Here is a 17,570-nt window from a genome sequence, read left to right as displayed (position 1 = left end):
GGTATCCCTGCGCGCATCGCTGTTTATGATCTCGGCGGTCGAACTAGCGGCTATGTCATCCTCCGCTTCGACCACCCTGAAACACGCGACGATCGGCGCTGCGGTCTCGCTCGCGACGTTTTTCTTGCCGTTCTCGCCGATGATCGGCGGCGGCGTCGCCGGCTACCTCCACGGTCCCGACCGGGCGGCGGGCGCGAAGGTCGGCGGGCTCTCTGGCCTGCTCGCGGCGATCCCAGGCGCGGTGCTCGTGACCCTGTTCGCGTCGATCTTCGTCATTGTCGGCCCCGGCCAGCGCTCGTCGCTGCTCGTCGCGCTGCTGTTCACGGCGCTGTACGGCGTCGCCCTCGGCGCCGCCGCCGGCTTCGTCGGCGCGCTGCTCAACGAGGAGTTCGCCGGCCCGACCGAGACCGACCCCGTGCGGCTGCGTGGCGACCGCGACGCGACCGCCGGGTCGACGCCCGACTCCGGGGTGACGGAGTTCGAAGAGCCGGTCGACGGATTCGACGAGTCAGCGAGCGTCTGATCGACCGCCTCCCACCCTTCGACCGCTTCCGGCGCTTGCTCACGCCACGTTCCGCTCGACCCGCTCGTCCCCGCGGTCGAAGCGGCCGCTGTCGAGCCCGGACACGTCCACGGTCGACGCCTCGCCATCGAGCACCAGTTCGGACACCACCTTCGCAGTCGCCGGCGCGTGCTGGAACCCGTGCCCCGAGAACCCCGCGGCGGTGACGACGCCCGGAACCGATTCCTCGACGATCGCGTGGTGGTCGGGCGTCACGGCGTACAGCCCGGCCCACCCGCCCGCGAGGCGGCTCTCGGGACCGAAGTAGTCCGCGAGGTCGCCGACGCGCTCGACCGCCTCGACCGCCCAGTCGGTGTCGGGCGTCTCGGAGAAGCGGTCCGGGTCGCTCACGACCGGGTCGGTCTCCGCGAAGTGGCCGCCGACGAGCGCGCGGCCGTCGCGCTCGGGCCGGAAGTGCGCGGTCGTGTCGGCGTCGATGACCAGCGGGTCCGACTCCGGGACCGGCCGCTCGGGCTCGACGACGGCCGTCTGTCGTCGATGGGGGACGATGGGGAGGTCGTAGCCCGCGGCCTCCGCGAGCCGCGGCGCCCACGCGCCGGCGGCGTTGACCGCGGCGTCGACCGTGAGGGGCGTGGCGGCGTCGCCACGGCCGGCCAGTCGGACGCGAACGCCGGACTCGCGCGGATCGAGCCCAGCGACGGGCGTGTTCGTCCGGATATCGACCCCCTCGTCGCGCGCCGCGCGAGCGTACCCCTGGAGCGCGAGGTGCGGGTCGGCGAAGCTGTCGGCCGGGCAGTACGTGCCGGCGACGAACTCCTCGGGGCGGAGGCCGGAACACACCTCGGCAGCCTCCTCGAGGTCGACGAGCCGGCTCGGGACGCCGTGCTCGTGTTGCATCGCGACCTGGTCGGCGAACGCGTCGGCGGTGTCGTCGTCGCGCGTGAGAAACAGGTAGCCGGTCCGACGGCGGTCGATGTCGACCCCGAAGCGCTCCTCGAAGTCGTCCCACACCGCGATAGAGGCGATCGAGAGCGCGACGTTGACGCGGGTCGAGAACTGCGCGCGGATGCCGCCGAGCGCGCGGTCGGTGCTACCGGCGCCGAGGCTCCCGCGCTCGAACAGCGTCACGTCGGCGCCGCGGGCGGCGAGCTCGTACGCGCTCGCCGTCCCGACGATCCCGCCTCCGACGACCGCGACGTGCATGCCCAAACGCATGACACGGTATCACAAAGCGTTGCTGCCACCGTACCGGCGGGCCGTCCGACGGTGCCGTCGGGAACCCGGACCGAGGAAACACCGAAGTCCGTCGCCGTCGACCACTCGGTCATGCACGTCTTCGATGACGACGCGGTCGCAGCCCTCCTCGCGTTCGACGAGCTCCTCGGAGTCGTCGAACGGGCGTTCCTGAAGCAGGGCCGCGGCGAGGTCGAACGTCCGGATCGGCCGCACTTCTCGGTCGGCGAGGGGCTCGACGGGCGCGCGGAGCCGGCGGGCACCGGGCTCGCGATGCCGGCGTACGTCCACGGCGACCCGGCGTACGCGACGAAACTCGCGTCCGTGTTCCCCGGAAACGTCGACCCCGGCGTCGACCGTCCGACGGTGCAGGCGCAGGTGCTGCTCACCGACGCCGCGAACGGCGCACCGCTCGCGCTGTTCGCCGGCGAGCGAATCACGAACGCCCGGACGGGCTGCATCGGTGGGCTCGCGGCGCGCGAGTTGACCGCGGGGGCGGGACCCGTCGACCTCGCGGTGATCGGCGCCGGCCAGCAGGCGCGCTGGCAGACCCGCGCGATCGACGCGGCCCGCGGCGTCGACCGCGCTCGGATCTACTCGCCGACGCCCGAATCCCGAGCGGAGTGCGCGGCCGACCTCCGCGGGGAGGGGATCGCCGCCGAGGCCGTCGATTCGGCGGAGACGGCCGTCCGCGGCGCCGACGCGGTCGTCACGACGACGACGAGCGAGGTGCCGGTGTTCCCGGGCGAGGCCCTCGCCGACGGCGCGCTCGTGATCGCCGTGGGCGCCTACGAGGCGTCGATGCGGGAACTCGACCACGCGACGTTCGCGCGGGCCGACCGAGTGTTCGCGGACGTCCCCGAGGAGGTCGCGGCGATCGGCGACGTGGTGGACAACGATGTCGACCCGGCGCGGCTGACGCCGCTGTCTGCGGTGTTCGAAGGCGAGGCGGGGCGGGCGTCGGCCGAGGAAGTGATCGTCGTCGAGAGCGTCGGCTCGGCGGTGCTGGACACGGCGACGGCGAACTACCTCTGGGGAGAAGCGAGCGGGGAAGACAGGGCGGATATCGCGTTCTGAGCGGGGTGGACGGCCGAGAGAGACCGATCGAGAGCCTGTCGGCTACTCGCCGTCGCCGCTCTGGATCGTCGTGATGGTGAGCCCGTAGGTCGTGCCGCACTCCTCGCAGACCGCGACGGTGCTGATCTCCACGTCGCCCCCGCGCGTGAAGTCCGACACCTCTTCGCCGCACTCGCACTCGAACGTATACTCCATCTTATACACAGATCTCACGACGTGTCAATATGTCTTTCGGTCGACGAACCAGATCTGATTTCGCCGGTCGAAGTCAGCGGCAGCCCTCGCGTCGCTCCGAGGCGCTCGGTCGCGTCGGTCCCTCGCGCCTCGCTACTCCTCGTCGCCGGGGATCCCCCGCCGGGAGGCGTCGATGTCTAGGTCGATGTCCAGATCTGCGAGCAGTTCCTCCGCCTCCGCGCGCTTCTCCTGGTGGTCCGCGAGGAACTCCTTCAGCAGCGTCGCCGCCTGCTCTTTGCAGCCGCCGCAGAGGCGCTCGCCGCCGACGCACTCCTCGTACACCTCCTCGGCGAAGTCGTCGTCGTCGCCCGCGAGCAGGTACGCGTACAGCTCGTACACCGGACACTCGTCGGCCTCCCCGCCGAGTTCCCGCTGCTTCTCGGCGGTCTCCCGGCCGCCGGTCGTCGCCGACTTCACCTTGTCGTACCCCTCCTCGGGCTCGTCGAGCAGCGAGATGTGGCTCGCCTCGATCGACGAGGACATCTTCCCGCCCGTGAGGCCGGTCATGAAGCGGTGGTAGATGGACGACGGCGTGTGGAAGCCGAAGCCGCCGTTGTCGACTTCGACCTCGCGGGCCAGCTCTTCCGCCTCCTCGCGGTCCAACTCGAAGGAGTCGATGTGCGCGTCGAAGACGCGCTTCTCGCCGGGGACCGCCTCGATGAGCGACTCGAATGCCTCCTCGTCGGCGTTGCGGTCGAGGAAGCGCGTCCGGGGACGAAGCGGCTCCATCCCGGCGTTCTCCAACTTCTCGACGGCGCCGGCGCGGGCCGCCTCGAACTCGGAGTCGACCTCCGCGTCGGCGAGCCACGCGGCGGCGTCCTCACACCGCGGCGTCTCGGGGTCCTCGGCCCACGCCTCGCGCTTGTCGTGGGCCCGCCGGACGAGCACGCGCTCTGCGGCGTCGAACTCGGGGCTGGCGAACGCCTCGGTCACCTTGAAGTAGCGCGTCTTGCGCGCGATGTCTCGGGAGAAGCGGACGTGCGGGTCCTGATCGGGGCCGACCGGAATGACTGTTGGCTTCGGCTCGTCCAACTGCGGGTAGAGGATGTCGGCCATCTGGGTGACGACCGACTGCATGTGCGAGACGGAGGTGCCGCCGTCGAAGCCGTAGATGGACTCGAACTCCGCGAAGCGCGCATTCGACCCCAGCTCGAACGCGAGATCCTGCAGCCGTCGGTTCGTCGACTGGCGGTACAACTCTCCCTCCTCGGGGTCGAACCCGAGCGCCAACAGCGAGAGAAGGTAGTCGCGGGCGTGCTCGTCGATCTCCGCCCACGTCAGCCCGCGCGCCGAGTGGGCCTCCAGATCCGCAATGAGGCCGTAGGTGTCGGCGCCCTGCTGCTGGTGGTAGATCAGCTCATCGAAGACGAGCTTGTGCCCGATGTGCGGGTCGCCGGTGGGCATGAACCCCGAGAGGGCGGCGGCGGGTTCGTCGTTCGCGAGCGCGCGGGCGACGCGGTCGTAGTCGCGGTGGCCGAAGATGACGCCGCGACGCATGAGGTAGTGCGGCTCGGGCACCTCGTCGATGATCGCCTCGAACTCCTCGATGCCGAACTCTTCGAACAGCTCGCGGTAGTCGGCGACGGTCGCCGAGCCCCAGGGGTCGAGCGCGACGCCCCCGCCGCCGTCGGTTCGCGCTCGCTGCTTCTCGCCGTCGGCTCCGTCGGTGCCCCGTGCGGGGCTGGTGTCGTCGTCGCTCATGGGGTGAGTCGCTCGACCGTCAGGTAGTCGTTCGTGTCGTCGCCGGCGAGCGCAAAAACCATTCGCTTCCGCACGCCGCCGGCCAGTCGCACGTCCAACGCGAGCTCGCGCGGGTGAAATCGGTGGTCCGGCTCGACCACCCGGACGAGCCGCTCGGAGTGGGGCAGCTCCGCCACCGACTCCACGGCGTCGTATGTCCGGAAGTCGGCGCCGAACTTGTAGCCCGTCTTGGGGACGACGCCGCGGTCGCGAAGCTCGCGGTATACCGACAGTCGGCGGTCGAACCGCTCGCCCTCGACCGTCCGTCCGCGCTCGACTACCGCGTCGGCGTCGAGGTCGACGGCCCCGCGTGCGGCCAGATCAGCCGCCTCGACGAGCGACAGCTGGAGGGCGTCCACGTCGGCGTCGTCGCGGCCGGAGACCGGCTGCCCGTAGAACGCGCGCTCGTACAGGGCCGGCGGCGGCGACCAGCAGACGACGCGGTCGTCGAGCAGGTCCGCGTCGAGGCCGTCGGGGAGGTCGTACTCGGTCCGACCGTCGAACCCGCCGCCCGCCGCGCACGCGAAGTACGACACCTCGCTCTCCTCGTCGACGACCGCGAGCGTGCAGTCCGCGAGGTCGCCGGTCGCGAGTTCCTCGCGCTCGCCGACGACTCGGACGCGGTGGGCGACCGGGCCGCCGGGCTTCTCGCCGCGCTCGAACACGAGGATGTCCGCGTCGACGCCGGCGTCGCGGCTGCCGTTGCCCTCGTCGGCCCCGTCCGCACGCGCTCCGCGCTCGTCGCTCCCCGGCCACCCCTCGCGGGCCGGCGCGAGGTAGAATCCCCGCTCGCGCAGGTCGGCGTACACGAGAAATCGGGCGGCGAAGCCGGCCTCGCTCGCGACGCTGTCGCAGAAGAACGACCGGAAGTCCATCCCCGAGACGGCGTCGAGGTCGCCGCGGTACAGCAGGTGGGCCGCCTCCACCCGCGCGAGGGTCACGTCGGGGCCGGACGCGCGCCCGTACCCCCTGGCGTCGTGGAAGCGCTGGCGGGCATCGCCCGCCGCGCGGACAACGTCGCCGTCGAGTGTCGCTCTCATTATGTGCATCGGCGGGTGGTTCGGGTATAGGGGCTGTGATCGTGTGCCTCGCCGTGGCACGTCGTGTCGAAGCCGTCGCCGGGGCCCGATCAGGGCTGTCGCTCCGGGTCGGCCGGCCGGTCCAACTCGCAGGTACCGTCGAGGCAGCGCACGTCGGTGGCGGTCTCGAACCGCGGGAGCCCGCAGGCGCACTCGCCCGCGAACACCCCCGCTGGCACCGAGAACGCCGCCTCGCAGTCCGAGTAGCCGTCGCAGCCGAGGAACGCCCGCCCGCGGTGCTCGCGGACCCGGAGGTCGCGCCCGCAGTCGGGGCAGTCGAACCGGCGGTCGAGCACGTCGCGGACAGCCGCGGTCAGCGAGTCGCACGCGTAGTCGATGCACAGCTCCAGCGACTCACCGCGCTCGACGGTCATCGTCGGAAGCCCGCAGTCGTCGCAGGTGTCGTCGTCGCGGACGGTCGCCCCCGAAGGGAGCCCGTAGCGGTCGCCGCAGCCGAGACAGACCACGTCGCCGCCGGCGCGAACCATCGCCGCGCCGCAGTCGGGACACTCGCCGACCGGGACGCCCGCGTCGCTGACCGGCAGTTCCGTCACCTCGCCGGCGTCGTGCGACCGGACCGAGAGCGTGCGGCCGGCGTCGCGGGCCGTCACCGCGAACCCGTCGTCGTCGGCCTCGACGGTCAGCGAGTCCGCGCGGGTCAGCCACGTGACCGGCTGGTACCCCGAGCGGTCGTGGATGAGGACGGTGCGGTCGGGCTTGGCGAGGACGACGACGCGCCCGCGCTGGGTGCGCTCGTCGCCCGTCGCCGTCTCGAATCGGGTGGTACAGTCGCCCGCGAGGACGGTTGCGGTCTCCGGCATGGGGTCGGTGGTGCCGTCTCCCTACTTGGACCCTCGCCCGGATGCGCCGGCGGCGATCGCAGGCGGCTCCGCCGCGGGGCCGGAACGCCCATCCCCACGCCCGAGTATCGTAGGACATGTCCGAGTCATCCGACAGCGACGCTCCGGAGGCGACGGACGGGACCGACTCCCCGCAGGCCACCGACTCGGCGGACACGACCGACTCCTCGACGGCCGACCGCCCCGACTCCGCGCCGGGGACCGTCCAGACGCAAGCGAGCGCCGACGCGTCGGTCGTCGTCTGCTTCGACATGGACGGCGTCCTCGTCGACTCCGAGGACTACTGGCACGCCGCCGAGCGCGAGGAGATCCTGCCGCGTGTGCTCACCGACGGCTCCCCGACCCCCGACCTCGACGAGGTGACAGGGATGTACTACGGCGAGATCTACGACTACCTCGCCGAGCACTATGAGGTGGCCGTGGACAAAGACGAGTTCATGGCGCTGTACGAGGAGACGGCGGAGTCGATCTACGGCGAGCGGGTTAACCTGCTCGACGGCGCGGCCGAGTTCGTCGACGAACTGCGCGACGCGGGGGTGCCGGTCGCGCTCGTCTCGTCGTCGCCGCGCGACTGGATCGAGGTGGTGCTCGACCGGTTCGACCTCGCCTTCGACCTCGTCGCGCCGGCCGAGGAGTTCGACGGGCCGGGCAAGCCCGAACCGGGCCTGTACGAGGAGGCGATCCGCGACCTCGGCGGGACGGTCACCAGCGCCGTCGCCGTCGAGGACTCCGAGAACGGGGTGCGCGCGGCCGCCCGATCGGGCGCGTACACGATCGCCGTCCGCGACGACCACAACGTCGACAGCGACCTCTCGGCGGCCGACGAGGTCGTCGTGCTCGACCGGGCGGACCCCGAGGCGCTGTTCCGGGCGGTGCGTCACTCCACGCGGACGATCCGCGAGTCCGTCTCCGGCAGCAGCGGCAACTCGGGGTAGACGACTTCCACCTCGTAGCGCAGCTCCGCCTCGTCGGGCGCGCCGAACACGGCCACCGGGACGGTCGTCTCCTCGGAGAGGTACAGCGTCTTCTCGGTCATCTCGACGCCGTTGGCGGTCACGCGGATCCCGGCGCGGGCGGCGCCCCCGACGTTGCGGACGGTCACCTCCAGCACCTCGTTCTCGCCGACGCCGATCGAGTCGGGGATCTCCCCCCACTCGACGACGGCGTTCGGGAGGTCCTCCGCCTGCCGGAGCACCCGCTCGGCGACCCCCTCCGAGAGCCCCGCGCGGGTGAGTCGTTCCGTCCCGGCGGCGATCACGTCTGCGGGGGTGGTGAGCCCGCCCGCCGACAGCGACTCCGCGCGTCCCTCGCCGACGCCCTCGATGGCGGTGAGGCCGACCGCCTCGCGCTTGACGCCGTGTTCGACGCGCGCCTCAACGCGGCGCACGAGGTTGGCGGCTCGGGGACCCGCGACCGCGTCGGCGAACTCTCGCAGCGCCGCGAGCAGGCGCAGCGCGTTCTGTTGGATGATCCACGCGTCAGACCGGAGATCGGAGGGCATTGATCCGCGGACCGCCGCGTGGAGGATCGCGAGCACCTTCCGATTTCCGCCCTCCAGGTCGGTGTTCACGTCCGAGAGCACGCGGTCGACGGCGTCGGCCTCCGACGAGCGCGAGGAGGCGGAGTCAAACTCGGCGGCGGCCGCGACCGTCCGGAGGACGCCGTGCTCGTCGATCGACTCCCGCTCGGCGAGAGTCGCGAACCGCTCGGCCGTCTCCATGCGGAGGTAGTACTTCGACGCGAGGCGGCCGATCGTGGTCGCCTCGATGCCGAGCCGGTCGTCGGTCTCGACAAAGCCGCGCTCGACCAGCGAGTCGAGCGTGTCGCGCACGCGGTCGCGGATCCCCTCGAATTCGTACGCCTCCGGCTCTGTCCCCGCGCGGACGTAGTAGAAAGTCGTCTCCAGCCACGACATCACGTCGTCGAGTCCCGAGATCGTCCCGAGCGCGATCTCGGCGTTCAGGTGGGAGTCGATGTCCTCGGCGAGTCGGGATTCGATCTCTTTGCCCTCCTGCAGCAGGCTCCGGTACTTGTCGGCGTCCGACCGGTCGCAGACGACCCAGCCGTAGCCCACGTCGTCGTAGCCGGGGCGCCCGGCGCGTCCGAGCATCTGGAGCACGTCGAGGGGGCTGATGTCGACCTCGCCCTCGAGGGGGTCGTGGTGTTTCGTGTCCCGGATGACGACGCAGCGGGCGGGGAGGTTGACGCCCCACGCGAGCGTCGAGGTCGAAAAGAGGAGCTGGATCTTCCCCTCCTTGAACCACCGTTCGACGCGGTCCTTGTCGTTCTTCGAGAGGCCGGCGTGGTGGAAGGCGACGCCGTCGACGACGGAGTGACGGAGGGTGTCGTTGTCCACCTCTTTCGCCGCGTTGTGGAAGTCGTAGTCGCCGCGCGCGCCCATCTCGAGGTCGCGCTCGGCGACCTCGTCGCGGGCCTTCTTGGCGGCCATCACGGTGTCCTGCCGGGAGGAGACGAACACGAGCGCCTGCCCCTCCTCGCGGATGTGCGGTTCCGCGAGGTCTAAGGCTCGATAGAGCCGGCGGTACTTGTCGGCGAAGGAGTTGTCGCCGTGGGTGTACGTCTTCACCCCAGTCTCCAGGTCGACGGGGCGGTACTCGTCGCCGAACTGGAAGGTGGTCTCGGGCGGCGCGTCGAGCCACTCGGCCACGTCGCCGACGTTGGGCATCGTCGCCGAGAGGGCGACGACGCGCGGGTCGCAGATCCGGCGCAGGCGCGAGACCGTGACCTCGAGCACCGCGCCGCGCTTGTCGGAGTCGAGCAGGTGGACCTCGTCGATGACGCAGCAGTCCACGTCGTTGATGAAGTCGTAGCGGGCGGACTCGTGTTTCCGCGTCGCCGAATCGGTCTTCTCCGGCGTCATCACGAGGATGTCGGCGCGCTCGGCGCGGCGGGGGTTGAGGTCGCGCTCACCGGTGACGACGTACACGGAGTAGCCCAGGTCCTCGAAGCGGTCCCACTCGGCCTCCTTCTCGTTCGTCAGGGCGCGAAGCGGGGCGATGAACAAGGCGGTGCCGCTGTCGCGAAGCGTCTCGCAGATCGCGAGTTCGGCCAGTGCGGTCTTGCCGGAGGCGGTCGGGGCCGCGGCGACGACGTTGTCGTCGCGCTCGAGGATCGCGGGGAGGGCCTCCCGCTGCATGCGGTTGAACTCCTCGAAGCCGAACGCGTCGGCGAACTCCGGGACGGCGTCTGCGACTTTCATTCGTTGGGTGTCGTCATGGGCGGTTGGATCTCGGGGTGGCGCGGTCCGCGTTGATCGGGGCCGGCAGGGTCGGATCGAGTCGCGTCGGGTCGGGTCGGCGGACCGCACCGGCAACTACGAGTAGGTCGGGGCGCTTCGGCGGATGAACCTTTCCCTCCGCGGTCGATCGGTCATTGTGTCCGAATCGTAACGATGGACCGCGAAAGCCTTCGCGGCTGTGCGCTCGGTGCGAGCGCTGTCGTTCGAGAGAGCGAAGCTCTCTCGTGATGATGAACGGCCGGCTTGCCGGCCGTTCGAACCACGCTCCTCGCTCGGCCTTCGGCCTCGCTGCGGTGCTTGCCGGTTCTGCGCCTTCGCGCACAGCCGCGACCCTTTTCAGTCCCACCCTACAGCACCGTTACGCCCACGTCCTCCCCAGCCGATTCGCCTCGCTACCGCCCGGCTCATCCCTCGCGCGCGGCGGCCGCGCACAGGGCGCGGCCGGTCGCGCGCCACAGCGGGTCACTACGTCTCGAACCGTGAGCGAGGCCGTAGGCCGAGCGAGCGGCCTTTTGATCATCGACGGGTTTTCGCGGGGCTCGAGCGCCCCGCAGGGGCGCGAGGCTCCCGTGAAAAGTGGTCGGTTAGAAGTCCTCGACGTGCGGCCGCAGGTCCAGTTCGAGCGTCCACGCGCTGCGGTCCTGCTGCACGAGATGCCAGTAGCTGTCGGCGATGGCGTCCGGGTCGAGGTACTCTTCGGGGGTGTCCGTCTCCACTCCCGGGGTGAGGATGCCGCCGTCGATCACCGCGTGCGCGACGTGGACGCCCTCCGGGCCGAGTTCCCGCGCCATCGACTCCGCGAGGCCGCGGGAGCCGAACTTCGCCATCGAGAACCCCACCGCGCCCTCGCGCCCGCGCACGGACGTGGTCGCGCCCGTGAAGATGATCGTCCCGCCCCGTTCGTCGGCCGGTCGGGCCTCGTCGAGCATGTCGCGGACGGCCGCCTGCGAGCACAGGAAATCCGCGCGCGGCCCGACCTCGTATGCCCGGTCGAACGCGTCGAGCGAGGTGTCCTGCAGCCCGGTCCACGAGGCCGCACTGGCGTGGTTCACGAGCACGTCGACCGGGCCGAGCCCGTCGCGGATGCGGTCGAAGGCGGCCGCGATGTCGGCCGGCTCCGCCAGGTTCGCGGGGGCGGCGACCGCTTCGGTTGGGAGGTCGGCAGCCAACTCGTCGAGGTAGTCGCCGCTGCGCGCGAGCAGGCCGATCTCGCACCCCTCTGCGGCGAAGCGCCGCGCAACCGATTCCCCAAGTCCCGGACCGACGCCCGCGATGACTGCCGTGGTCATGAGAGACGCGTCGGGCGGGCGGAGCATAACCGTTGGCCGGTCGCGCCCCGGCGGGGACCGAAAAGCGGGGTCGCCGCCGCGGTCGCGACTGTCGCCGGCGCGGCGACGCGACCGCCCGGAGGCCGTGGCACGCGCTCCCTGACAACCGAGGCGCTTAACAGGCGTTCCGGGGAAGTACGGATGTAATGCCCAGTGGGGACTACGACCCGGAGACCACAGAGCCCGAGTGGCAGCGGCGCTGGGTCGACCAGGAGACGTACGCGTACGACGAGGAGGCCGCGACCGATCCGAACACCGTCTTCTCCATCGACTCCCCGCCGCCGACGGTATCCGGGGACCTCCACATGGGTCACCTGTACGGGTTCACCCTGCAGGACTTCGTCGCCCGCTTCGAGCGCATGAACGGGGAGACGACGTTCTTCCCGTTCGGCTACGACGACAACGGCATCGCCTCCGAGCGGCTCACCGAGGACGAACTCGACATCCGCCATCAGGACTTCGAGCGCCGGGAGTTCCAGCGCAAGTGCCGCGAGGTGTGTGCCAACTACGAGGAGCAGTTCACCGAGAACATCCAGGGTCTGGGCGTCTCCGTCGACTGGAACCACACCTACCAGACGATCGAGCCGCGCGTCCAGCGTATCTCGCAGCTCTCGTTCATCGACCTGTACGAGCAGGGGCGAGAGTACCGAGAGAAGGCGCCCGCGATCTGGTGTCCCGAGTGCGAGACCGCCATCTCACAGGTAGAGACCGAGGACGACGAGCAGGACAGCCACTTCCACGACATCGCCTTCGGCGTGTCCGGAAGCGACGAGGCGTTCACCATCTCCACCACCCGCCCCGAACTTCTCCCGGCGTGTGTCGCGGTCTTCGTCCACCCCGACGACGACGAGAACCAACACCTCGTCGGCGAGTCCGCCGAGATCCCGCTGTTCGGTCACGAGGTGCCGATCCTCGCCGACGAGACCGTCGACATGGAGACCGGCTCGGGGATCGTCATGTGCTGTACGTTCGGCGATCAAAACGACATCGAGTGGTACCAGATCCACGATCTGGACCTGCGCGTCGCCATCGACGAGTCCGGCCACATGACCGAGGTCGCCGAGGAGTACGAGGGGATGCACTCGACGGAGGCCGGCGAGGCCATCGTCGAGGATCTCGACGACGCGGGCGCGCTGCTCGACCGCCGACCCATCACCCACACCGTCAACGTCCACGAGCGGTGCGGGACGAGCGTCGAGTTCCTCGTCACCGAGCAGTGGTACATCGAACTGCTCGACAAGGCCGACGAGTACCTGGAGGCGGGTCGGGAGATGGAGTGGTTCCCCGAGAAGATGTTCACCCGGTACAAACACTGGGTCGAGGGGCTGCAGTGGGACTGGCTCATCTCTCGCCAGCGCTCCTCGGGCATCCCGTTCCCCGTCTGGTACTGCGAGGACTGCGGCGAGGAGGTCATCGCCGCGAAGGCCGACCTCCCGGTCGATCCGCTGTCGGACGACCCGCCGGTCGACGCCTGCCCGGCGTGCGGGCACGGCGAGTTCGAGCCCGAGGAGGACGTGCTCGACACGTGGGCTACCTCCAGCCTGACGCCGCTGATCAACGCCGGCTGGGACTGGGACGAGGAGGCCGGGGAGTTCACGATGGAGCACCCGGAGCTGTACCGCTTCGACATGCGCCCGCAGGGCCACGACATCATCAGCTTCTGGCTGTTCCACACCGTCGTCAAGTGCTACGAGCACACCGGGGAGGTGCCGTTCGAGCAGACGCTCATCAACGGGATGGTGCTCGACGAGAACCGCGAGGCGATGTCCAAATCGAAGGGGAACGTCGTGCTCCCGCGGGAGGTGCTCGCCGAGTACCCCGTCGACGCCGCGCGCTTCTGGGCGGCCGGCTCCGCTATCGGCGACGACCTCCCGTACAACGAGAAGGGGCTGCGCGCCGGCGAGAAGCTGCTCCAGAAGCTGTGGAACGCCTCGAAGCTCGTCGAGTCGCTCGTCGGTGAGGGCGGCCGGAATGCCCGCCCAGCCCTCGACCACGACGACCTGCGGGAGCTCGACCGCTGGCTCCTCGCGGAACTGGACGACCTCACCGAGACGCTCACCGAGCACCTGGAGAACCGGGAGTTCTCGAAGGCCCGCGACGGCCTCCGCGGCTTCTTCTGGCACACCTTCTGTGACGACTACCTGGAGGTCGCAAAGACCCGCGTTCGAGAGGCCAACGACGACGATCCGGCCGCGCGGTACACGCTGTCGGTCGCTCACGAGCGCTTCCTGAAGCTGTTCGCGCCGATGCTCGCGCACGTCACCGAGGAACTGTGGCAGGACATGTACGCCGGGGACGCCGCGGGCGACGTGGACGACGACGGCGAGGCGTTCGACTCCGTCCACCTGTGCGAGTGGCCCGAGCCGCTCGGCGTCGAGGCCGATCACGCCGCCGGCACCGCCGCGATGTCCGTCGTCGGCGCGCTCCGCCGGTACAAGAGCGAGCGGGGGCTCCCGCTCAACGCCGAACTCGACCGCGTCGAGGTGTTCGGCGAGGGCGACCTGGCCGCCTTCGGCGACGACGTTCGCGGCGTCATGAACGTCGGCGACATGACCGTCCTCGACGAGGAGCCGGAAGTGGAGTCAGTGATCACCGGCATCGACCTCGACTACGCCCAGGTCGGCCCGCAGTACGGCGAGCAGGTCGGCGACATCGAGGCGGCGATCGCACAGGAGGAGTACGAGATCGTCGACGGCGAACTCCACGTCGCCGGGGAGACGCTCGGCGCGGACCTGTTCGAGGTCGAGCGCGAGCGACGCTACTCCGGCGAGGGAGAACTGCTCCAGCCGGAGGACGCCGTCGTCATCGTCCACGACGACGAGTAGGCGTCCCTGCCGGGCGTCCCACGTGTCGATCCCAACCGTCTTCTCGGCGCGACCGAACCTCAACTCGTGAACAGATGTGCCCTCTCGCTGGGCGGGTTCGCCGTCGCCGGCGTCTCGCAGGTCGTCCTCGGCGCGGCGATGTACGCGAGCGGCGACGCCCCCGCGAATCCGCTGTTCTCCGTGCTCGGGGGGCTGCTGGTCGCGGGCGTGTTCGGCCGCGCGCTCGTTCGCGGCGACGACCTGAACGGACTCGCGACTCGGCCGCTGTTCGTCGCCGTCGGCGTCGCATCGGGCGTGATATCGGCCGTACTCACCGTCGGGGTGCTGGTCGCGTGAGCGTGGACGTGCGCGTCCTCTCGCTGTGCGGCTTCGCGCTCTCGGGCGCGTGCCAGGTCGCGCTCGGCGCACTCGAGTTCGCGAACGGCGCGGTCGCCGAGGCCGGGCTGTCGGTCATCGTCGGCCTCGGCGTACTGTGGGTATTCGGCCGCCCCCTAGTTCGCGGGGACGATCTGAACGGGGTCGCCGCCCGGCCGGCGTTCGCGGCCGTCGGCGTCGGTCTCGGGGTCGTCTCGGTTGCGGTTCTGCTGTACACGCTCGGCGCTTGAGCCGGTGACGGCTACAGGTCGGCGCCGACCGCGTCGGCGACGGAGTCGAAGCCGTCGCGTTCCAGTCGGTCGAGCAGCCCCTCGTTGATGTCGCGCGCGAGGCTCGGCCCCTCGTAGACGAGCCCCGTGTAGAGCTGTACGAGGCTCGCGCCGGCACGGATCTTCGCGTACGCGCCCGCGGCGTCCGAGACGCCGCCGACACCGACGACCGGCACGTCGGTGCGCTCGGCGATGAAGCGGACCATGCCCGTGGCGCGCTCCTCGATGGGCTTACCCGAGAGCCCGCCGCGCTCGGCCCGCTGGGGGCTCCGGAGCGATTCCGGGCGATCGGTCGTGGTGTTGGTCGCGACGACGCCGTCCAGGTCGAGGTCGTCGACGACGGCCAGCGCCTCCTCGACGGCGGGCTCCGGGAGATCGGGGGAGAACTTCACGAGCAGCGGGTCGGCGCCGGCGTCCGAGAGGGTGCCGAGGATCCGCTCCAGCGACTCGCGGTTCTGGAGTGAGCGGAGCCCGGGCGTGTTCGGCGAGGAGACGTTGACCGCGACGTAGTCCGCGTGCGCGCCCACGCGCTCGTAGGTGTAGAGGTAGTCGTCGGCCGCCTCCGAAAGCGGCGTGGATTTCGACTTCCCGACGTTGACGCCGAGGGGAACCTCGGGTGCGGGCTCGCGGTCGAGCCTGTCGCCGACGCGGTCGGCGCCGTCGTTGTTGAAGCCCATTCGGTTGACGATGGCCTCGTCCTCGACGAGTCGGAACATCCGCGGGCGGGAGTTGCCGGGCTGCCGTTCGGCGGTGACGCCGCCGACCTCGACGTGTCCGAAGCCGAGCGCGGCGAGCGCGCGCGGGACGCGAGCGTTCTTGTCGAAGCCCGCTGCGACGCCGACGGGTGTCGGGAAGTCGAGGCCGAACGCCTCCGTGTGCAGTCGCTCGTCGCTGACGGCGTAGCGGTCGCGGAGGAGCGACTCGATCGGCGTTCCCTGCACCGCTCGTAGAAGCCGTTGGGTGGTCTCGTGTGCAGTCTCGGCGGGAAGTGCGTACAGCGCCGGCTTCGCGATATCGTAGGCCCTCATTGCGGTGCGTGCCGAGTTTCAGACCCGGCACGCCCTTGAACTGCGGGGATCACTCGGTGTTAGAAGTCGTGTTCTACCTCGTCGGGGTCCGCTTTTTGAATGATAATCTTGCCGTCACGGACGCGAACGAACACCTCGTCGCCGATATCCATGCCGGCGACGGCGAGTTCATCCTCGTGCAGATTCACGTGGACGTTGTGGTACTCGCCGTTCTCGTCCTTGGCGCCACTCGGGCTGAGCGTCTTCTTCCGGACCATCGCCTTCGGTACCCCGTCACTCCCCCGACGAGATACATAAGTGTTGTTTACGGCTGCTTGCTCCGGATTAGGGCCGGCCGTGTCGGAGTCGAGTCGTCTATCGTTCCTGCTGTGATTGGTTGCGGTGTCGGTCTGGTTGGCCGTTCTCGACTGATCGCCCGCGAAGTGTCGGGCCGAGCACAGCCCCATACATTATTCTTTCCCCGATTGCAGGGGTCATTCCCCCGATACGTTTATCATACAGTGTGTGTTCGCTTCACACGGAGGCGAAAAACCATGGTACGTGAGGACGGTAAGCGGAACTTCGCGCTACGCGAGGGTGACGGAACCGAGGAGAGCGTCTTCTCCGGCAACACGCCGCGGCAGGCCGCGCTGAAAGCCGCCCGGCGCCTTGAGCCGGCAAGCTCGGAGGACGCAGCCGATCGGATCGAACTCCGGCTTCGAGAGAAGGGTACCGACAAGGTTCACATCTACGAGGGGTGGTCCTGGCGGGAGTCCGCACCGGACAACAAGCCCGATTGGATGCCCGACGAAATCACCGAAGCGAACGTTGCGAAGAAAGGCATCGAACACCTCGAGAGCTGATCTCCACACGCGCCGACCGTTCTTTGTCGACCTCCGTGGCAGTCGCAACGCTACCCTCTACATCCGTCTTCGGGAGATCGTTCACGATCGTACCTCGTACCGAGGCGTGAAACCGCATGACGTGGCGGTCCCGAGACGACGGTCTTTTATGTTACCCTGCCATTCGAAGAAATGCGAAGGTCGCCCCGGGACGCCCCGGGAGACACGGCATGCCCTTCCGGGGTATGTCGGAGTTCGTTCCGATGCCCTTATGAACGGAACCGGCATTGGATACAATGCGAAGACACGATGCGAGTCGAGGCGGTTCAACCCCGTCGCGGTTCGCCTCGTCAACGGGCTTCGAAGGGGTTAAGTCCCCTGGCGAAGTACGTCGATATCCGCAAGAGATGAGGATTCCGCCCCTGCGGTCCGCCGCAAGACGGTATCTGATGTGAGCCTCGATAGTTCGGTGTCACCCGATTGGTGTCGCCGAACATGGACCACGCAATGGTGAGGTCACGCTTCGCGCGTGACTTCCCGCCACCCCCTCCCTTCACGGGGAGGAACATTCCGGTTGATCCTGCCGGAGGCCATTGCTATCGGAGTCCGATTTAGCCATGCTAGTCACACGGGTTTAGACCCGTGGCGAATAGCTCCGTAACACGTGGCCAATCTACCCTACGGACCGGTATAACCTCGGGAAACTGAGGCTAATCCCGGATACTGCTCCTACGCTGGAACGCCGGGAGCTGGAAACGTTCCGACGCCGTAGGATGAGGCTGCGGCCGATTAGGTAGACGGTGGGGTAACGGCCCACCGTGCCGATAATCGGTACGGGTTGTGAGAGCAAGAACCCGGAGACGGAATCTGAGACAAGATTCCGGGCCCTACGGGGCGCAGCAGGCGCGAAACCTTTACA

Annotated in this window: 16 protein-coding genes and 1 rRNA gene; 8 read left to right on the top strand and 9 right to left on the bottom strand. The window is 69.5% G+C overall.

Annotation, left to right across the window (positions count from 1 at the left end; all coding sequences use genetic code 11):
- Positions 1-52 precede the first annotated feature (52 nt).
- Positions 53-523, top strand: coding sequence for a DUF5518 domain-containing protein (locus tag BUE16_RS12215; protein WP_073310107.1), 471 nt, complete (start codon positions 53-55; stop codon positions 521-523).
- 39 nt (positions 524-562) lie between these two features.
- Here BUE16_RS12215 and BUE16_RS12210 read toward each other — a convergent pair whose 3' ends face one another.
- Positions 563-1,726 carry an NAD(P)/FAD-dependent oxidoreductase gene (locus BUE16_RS12210; protein ID WP_073310105.1) on the bottom strand — a complete coding sequence of 388 codons (1,164 nt, stop codon included), beginning with the start codon at positions 1,724-1,726 and terminating at the stop codon, positions 563-565.
- A gap of 123 nt (positions 1,727-1,849) precedes the next feature.
- On the opposite strand from BUE16_RS12210, the gene BUE16_RS12205 reads away from it, so the two are divergent.
- Entirely contained in the window at positions 1,850-2,833 is a 984-nt protein-coding gene (locus tag BUE16_RS12205) for an ornithine cyclodeaminase family protein (RefSeq protein WP_073310413.1), read from the top strand.
- A gap of 42 nt (positions 2,834-2,875) precedes the next feature.
- On the opposite strand, the gene BUE16_RS16730 is transcribed toward BUE16_RS12205, so the two are convergent.
- From BUE16_RS16730 to BUE16_RS12190, 4 genes are all read right to left on the bottom strand, one after another.
- Entirely contained in the window at positions 2,876-3,028 is a 153-nt protein-coding gene (locus BUE16_RS16730) for a hypothetical protein (protein WP_159435763.1), read from the bottom strand.
- A gap of 132 nt (positions 3,029-3,160) precedes the next feature.
- A complete protein-coding gene (locus tag BUE16_RS12200; protein ID WP_073310103.1) occupies positions 3,161-4,768 on the bottom strand; it encodes a tryptophan--tRNA ligase in 1,608 nt (535 codons plus the stop codon).
- On the bottom strand, positions 4,765-5,847 hold the full coding sequence (endA, locus tag BUE16_RS12195; RefSeq protein WP_073310101.1) for a tRNA-intron lyase: 1,083 nt from the start codon (positions 5,845-5,847) through the stop codon (positions 4,765-4,767). Before endA ends, BUE16_RS12200 begins: the two co-directional genes overlap by 4 nt.
- Before the next feature lie 89 nt (positions 5,848-5,936).
- Positions 5,937-6,707, bottom strand: coding sequence for a topoisomerase DNA-binding C4 zinc finger domain-containing protein (locus BUE16_RS12190; protein ID WP_073310099.1), 771 nt, complete (start codon positions 6,705-6,707; stop codon positions 5,937-5,939).
- Positions 6,708-6,823: 116 nt separating this feature from the next.
- Here BUE16_RS12190 and BUE16_RS12185 point away from each other — a divergent pair, with 116 nt between their 5' ends.
- Positions 6,824-7,681, top strand: coding sequence for an HAD family hydrolase (locus tag BUE16_RS12185; protein WP_268762498.1), 858 nt, complete (start codon positions 6,824-6,826; stop codon positions 7,679-7,681).
- Here BUE16_RS12185 and BUE16_RS12180 read toward each other — a convergent pair.
- On the bottom strand, positions 7,624-9,966 hold the full coding sequence (locus BUE16_RS12180) for a DEAD/DEAH box helicase (protein ID WP_073310097.1): 2,343 nt from the start codon (positions 9,964-9,966) through the stop codon (positions 7,624-7,626). The two genes, BUE16_RS12185 and BUE16_RS12180, sit on opposite strands and share 58 nt — an antisense overlap.
- Positions 9,967-10,589: 623 nt before the next feature.
- Positions 10,590-11,294: an SDR family NAD(P)-dependent oxidoreductase gene (locus BUE16_RS12175; RefSeq protein ID WP_073310409.1), complete on the bottom strand. Its 705-nt coding sequence runs from the start codon at positions 11,292-11,294 to the stop codon at positions 10,590-10,592.
- A gap of 185 nt (positions 11,295-11,479) precedes the next feature.
- Here BUE16_RS12175 and BUE16_RS12170 point away from each other — a divergent pair, with 185 nt between their 5' ends.
- The 3 genes from BUE16_RS12170 (at position 11,480) to BUE16_RS12160 (ending at position 14,763) form a co-directional block, all read left to right on the top strand.
- Positions 11,480-14,158: a valine--tRNA ligase gene (locus BUE16_RS12170; protein WP_073310095.1), complete on the top strand. Its 2,679-nt coding sequence runs from the start codon at positions 11,480-11,482 to the stop codon at positions 14,156-14,158.
- Positions 14,159-14,224: 66 nt separating this feature from the next.
- Positions 14,225-14,494, top strand: coding sequence for a hypothetical protein (locus BUE16_RS12165; protein ID WP_073310094.1), 270 nt, complete (start codon positions 14,225-14,227; stop codon positions 14,492-14,494).
- Positions 14,491-14,763 carry a hypothetical protein gene (locus tag BUE16_RS12160; RefSeq protein ID WP_143165433.1) on the top strand — a complete coding sequence of 91 codons (273 nt, stop codon included), beginning with the start codon at positions 14,491-14,493 and terminating at the stop codon, positions 14,761-14,763. The genes BUE16_RS12165 and BUE16_RS12160 overlap by 4 nt, the downstream gene beginning before the upstream one ends.
- Before the next feature lie 11 nt (positions 14,764-14,774).
- Here the strand turns inward: BUE16_RS12160 and BUE16_RS12155 are convergent, their stop codons facing one another.
- Complete coding sequence (locus tag BUE16_RS12155; RefSeq protein ID WP_073310089.1) at positions 14,775-15,830, bottom strand: quinone-dependent dihydroorotate dehydrogenase; 1,056 nt, start codon at positions 15,828-15,830, stop codon at positions 14,775-14,777.
- 59 nt (positions 15,831-15,889) lie between these two features.
- The gene (locus BUE16_RS12150) at positions 15,890-16,087 is read right to left on the bottom strand and encodes a hypothetical protein (protein WP_073310087.1); all 198 of its coding nucleotides are present in this window, start codon (positions 16,085-16,087) and stop codon (positions 15,890-15,892) included.
- 276 nt (positions 16,088-16,363) lie between these two features.
- On the opposite strand from BUE16_RS12150, the gene BUE16_RS12145 reads away from it, so the two are divergent.
- Both BUE16_RS12145 and BUE16_RS12140 read left to right on the top strand, forming a co-directional pair.
- On the top strand, positions 16,364-16,672 hold the full coding sequence (locus BUE16_RS12145) for a non-histone chromosomal MC1 family protein (RefSeq protein WP_073310084.1): 309 nt from the start codon (positions 16,364-16,366) through the stop codon (positions 16,670-16,672).
- 546 nt (positions 16,673-17,218) lie between these two features.
- Positions 17,219-17,570, top strand: a 16S ribosomal RNA gene (locus BUE16_RS12140); the annotation flags it as partial.

The sequence above is a fragment of the Halobaculum gomorrense genome (genome assembly GCF_900129775.1).
Taxonomy (GTDB): domain Archaea; phylum Halobacteriota; class Halobacteria; order Halobacteriales; family Haloferacaceae; genus Halobaculum; species Halobaculum gomorrense.
The sequence above is the reverse complement of the archived record's forward strand: the minus strand, read 5'-3'. Positions and strand labels throughout refer to the sequence as shown.